This window comes from Thermodesulfovibrionales bacterium, from assembly GCA_035622735.1.
In the GTDB taxonomy this organism is placed as follows: Bacteria; Nitrospirota; Thermodesulfovibrionia; order Thermodesulfovibrionales; family UBA9159; genus DASPUT01.
In genome coordinates this window covers 1-3,894 of sequence record DASPUT010000207.1, presented here as the reverse complement: position 1 = coordinate 3,894, position 3,894 = coordinate 1, and the positions used below count along the sequence as shown (strand labels likewise).

The window sequence follows — 3,894 nt, the reverse complement described above, 5'->3', positions numbered from 1 at the left end:
AGACCGATGACTCCCCCGATGAATGAACCGGGCAGTAAACCGACTACCGCAAAAAGAACCAATCCTGCACCTGCTCCGATGTATGCCGCCTTTCTCGCTGTCTCTCTTGTTTTCATCTCCCTGTACCTCCTTTTTGTTTCTTACCCATAGAAGAGCAGGTTCCATGCCAGTTTTATCACCTTGAATATAAAGAATTATTTCACCTCAACCATTCGCAACTCTGAGAATTTGGTCCACAGCCTTTGCAGAATCGCAAAAGAAAGGAGGACAGTTTGATGTCCGGGCTCTCCTCTCCTTTTCCATGGAGCGGTAGGGTACAATATCTGAAAAACAAATCCGTCATGGGGATGGATAAGAGATGAGACAGGACGTCATCGTTATCGGGGCAGGAGCATCCGGCTTGGTGTGCGCCCTCTCTGCCGCCAGGCGCAGACGCTCCGTATTGATACTGGAGCACAACAAAAAAATAGGGGCAAAGATCAGGATCTCCGGCGGAGGCCGCTGCAATTTTACGAATGTCCGAACGGACGCCGATAACTATTTGTCATGGAATCCGGACTTCCCGAAGTCTGCCCTTGCCCGCTTCACCTCCTATGATTTTATTGCTATGCTCGAAAGACACGGCATTCGGTATTATGAAGAAGAGGAAGGTCGTCTTTTTTGTGCAAAGGGGTCGGAGGAGATAATACGCATGCTTCAAAGAGAATGCGATGACGCCGGGGTCGGCATTCGTCTGCATTGCCGAGTCATCGATATTAAGCGGAAGGATGAATTCGTCGTAACAACAGACCAGGGCCAGTTTACATCGAAATCTTTGGTCATCGCCACAGGCGGGTTGTCTTACCCGCGAGTAGGTGCGACGGATCTCGGATACCGGATAGCGAGAAAGTTCGGTCTCAGGATCAGACCGTTGAAACCGGCCCTTGTCCCCTTCACCTTCGAGAAAGGCGCGATGAGGGCATTTCAGGATTTGAGCGGTACTTCCCTCGATGCCTCGGTCGGCTGCAATGGCGCTCACTTCCGGGGAAAGATTCTCTTCACCCATCGGGGATTGAGCGGTCCTGCCATTCTCCAGATTTCTTCGTATTGGAACCCCGGCGATGCCCTCTCTATCGATTTATATCCAGGTGGAGATGTCGCCGCGTTACTTGTGCGAGGACGCCAGAGCAAAATGGAGATGCATAATTTGTTGGCGGGCTTTCTCCCGAAAAACTTCAGCCGAATGTGGTGTGAAGCATACAGTCGGTCAAAACCCGTCAATCAGTATACCGACAGAGAATTGAAGGCCGTTGCCGCCCTGATACACAACTGGACGGTCGAACCCTCAGGAACAGAGGGTTATGGTAAGGCTGAGGTTACCCTGGGCGGGATCGAGACAGACGAATTATCATCCAAAACCATGGAGGCGAGAAATGTTCCCGGACTCTATTTTATCGGTGAGGTCATTGATGTGACCGGTCAGCTGGGAGGATATAACCTGCAATGGGCCTGGGCATCGGGCCATGCGGCGGGTCGGTATGTCTAAGACGAAGAAGCTTATCCTCGCGTCTGCGTCTCCGAGAAGAAGAGAGATACTCGAAAAAACCGGTCTCATATTCAAGGTCGTTGCGGGCGATTATGAAGAGGAGATGGACAGAGGCGTGAGTCCCCGTAAGCTCGCTCGGGTGCTCTCGCGGGAGAAGGCAAGAGCAGTCGCCAGCAGATGCCGTGACGCGATCGTCATCGCTGCAGACACCTTCATTATCTTTCGAGGCAGCCTGTTCGGTAAGCCGGAGACCGAACGGGAAGCGAGGCGGATGCTGAAAATCTTGAGCGGCAGGAGCCATTCGGTCGTTACCGGGTTTACCGTTATCGATACGGAAACCGGGAAGGCGGTATCGAGATCCGTCGAGACCAAGGTCTTCATCAAGAAGCTTGCGATGAAAGAGATAGACGCCTACGTGAGATCCGGTGAACCGCTTGATAAAGCGGGAGGGTATGCTATCCAGGGCCTTGGGTCGGTCATCGTCAAAAGGATAGAAGGTGACTACTATAATGTCGTAGGCCTACCCTTAAACGCGCTCGTCGAAACGTTGAAGATGTTCGGGATCTCCGTCCTCTGATTACGAGGGCGGTGTCGGGATTGAGAATGCATCGTGCTTTTTCATCTCGTGAATTTGCCTGCCGACACACAGCTCTTCGATAGTCTCCCGCATCTCAGCCTCTGTTTTCGCCCTGAATGCTTTTTCCTTGAGGGGCTTTATTTCGGGAATTCCCCTTGTGTACCATGCGAAGAATTTTCGGAAGAGAATGGTTCCGACCGTTTCTCCGTATGCGCCCGCGCATGACAGGAGATGCCTGGTCATCGTGTCTGCGATCTCATCAATCCCCGGACGACGCGACAACGCTCCTTCTTTAAGAAACGCCGCGGCTTCTCGGAATATCCAGGGGTTTCCGAGGGAACCCCGAGCGATGGTCACCCCGTCGCAGCCGGTCTCGTCGAACATCCTCTTGATTAACTGAGGAGAAAGCGCGTCTCCGCTGGCGATCACGGGTATTCTCAGTGACTTCTTCACCGAGCTTATTATCTCGTAATCGACTTTCCCCCTGTACCCCTGCGCCCTCGTCCTGCCGTGAATAAACAGCCCCTTCACTCCGGCATCTTCCGCAGCTCGCGCCACATCACCGGCGTTGATTGTCGTTTCGTCCCAGCCCGCCCGTATCTTTACAGTGACCGGGACATCGGCATGATTGACCATCACCTCCAGGAGCTTGCCGAGTTTGCGCGGTTCCTTAAGCAGGCCCGCTCCTTCACCCTTTCCGGTAACTTTCTTCACGGGGCAGGCTGCATTAAGATCTATCAGGGCAAAATTATGTTCCCTGAGCTTATCCATCGCTCGTTGCAGAACCCCGGGGTCATCTCCGAGCAACTGCACACCGAGCGGCTTGTCGGCTGGAGTCGACGAGAGCATCGCCATCGTCTTTTCGCTGCGGTAGACGAGGGAACGTGCGCTGATCATTTCTGCAAAGGCGAATTCACAACCGAAAGAGCGGTTGATCATGCGGAAGGGAAGATCACTTATCCCTGCCATGGGAGCAAGGATGCAGCCAGAATCCACGGTTATATCGCCGATCTTAAGCACAATCTTATTCTACAGGTAACCCGTCTGTTGAGGAAAGATGTCGCACAGATGCCGTCGTCGCTGCATCTTCCCATCAGGGTATGAGCACGATCTTCCCGTATGCGGTTGTTTCGATGATTTCGTGATGAGCGCGGGCGGCATCCGCCAGGGGCAATTCACGCCCGATGACCGGTCTCAGGGTACCGTTTTCGAGGCCGGCTCCCAGTGCGGCATGGATGCTGAGAACGTCGCACTCCGGGGCGTTCATGAGCACCATGCCGAGAATCGCTGCCTCGCGTCTCATCGCATCGCGGGGGTCGATCGCCACGGTACCCCGACTGCCGACGACCACAACACGTCCATTTCCTGCAAGGATGCCGAGGTCTTTGCCGAGGTTGACGTTTGCGAGCATTTCGATGATGACATCGACTCCCCGGCCATTGGTAAGGCTGCGGATATCTTCCAGGTGGCCGGGGCTGTTATGGTCAAAGACATGATGGGCGCCTTGCTCAATCACGAGATCCCGTCCCCTCTCCGTGCCGCTTGTCCCGATGACGTGCAACCCCGCGGCACGCGCGAGTTGCACCGCTGCGATGCCGACGCCGCCGCTCGCCCCGTGCACGAGAACGACCTCCCTTGGTATCGCAAGGGCGCGATGAAAGAGCGCGCGATAGGCAGCGCCATAGGGCACATTCACGGCAGCCCCTTGAGCGAAGGACAATTGTTTCGGGAGCGGGTGTACCTGCGTCTCTCTGCAGAGTGCCTTCTCGGCGTAAGAGCCGCTGATCGTACC

4 protein-coding genes are annotated in these 3,894 nt (G+C 54.7%); 2 read left to right on the top strand and 2 right to left on the bottom strand.

The genetic code is table 11. From position 1 onward, the window contains the following. The first annotated feature begins 358 nt into the window (after nucleotides 1-358). Together VEI96_11140 and VEI96_11135 are read left to right on the top strand one after the other, a co-directional pair. Entirely contained in the window at nucleotides 359-1,525 is a 1,167-nt protein-coding gene (locus VEI96_11140) for an NAD(P)/FAD-dependent oxidoreductase (protein HXX58546.1), read from the top strand. Continuing rightward, nucleotides 1,518-2,102: a nucleoside triphosphate pyrophosphatase gene (locus VEI96_11135; GenBank protein HXX58545.1), complete on the top strand. Its 585-nt coding sequence runs from the start codon at nucleotides 1,518-1,520 to the stop codon at nucleotides 2,100-2,102. The genes VEI96_11140 and VEI96_11135 overlap by 8 nt, the downstream gene beginning before the upstream one ends. Here the strand turns inward: VEI96_11135 and dusB are convergent, their stop codons facing one another. Continuing rightward, complete coding sequence (gene dusB, locus VEI96_11130) at nucleotides 2,103-3,122, bottom strand: tRNA dihydrouridine synthase DusB (GenBank protein HXX58544.1); 1,020 nt, start codon at nucleotides 3,120-3,122, stop codon at nucleotides 2,103-2,105. A gap of 73 nt (nucleotides 3,123-3,195) precedes the next feature. Continuing rightward, a partial coding sequence (locus tag VEI96_11125) for an NADPH:quinone reductase (protein ID HXX58543.1) occupies nucleotides 3,196-3,894 on the bottom strand: 699 nt, incomplete at its 5' end.

Excerpts from the sequence above, each read along its gene's own strand:
- VEI96_11135 (HXX58545.1), top strand. The coding sequence starts at position 1,518 with ATGTCTAAGACGAAGAAGCTTATCCTCGCGTCTGCGTCTCCGAGAAGA.
- VEI96_11140 (HXX58546.1), top strand. The coding sequence starts at position 359 with ATGAGACAGGACGTCATCGTTATCGGGGCAGGAGCATCCGGCTTGGTG.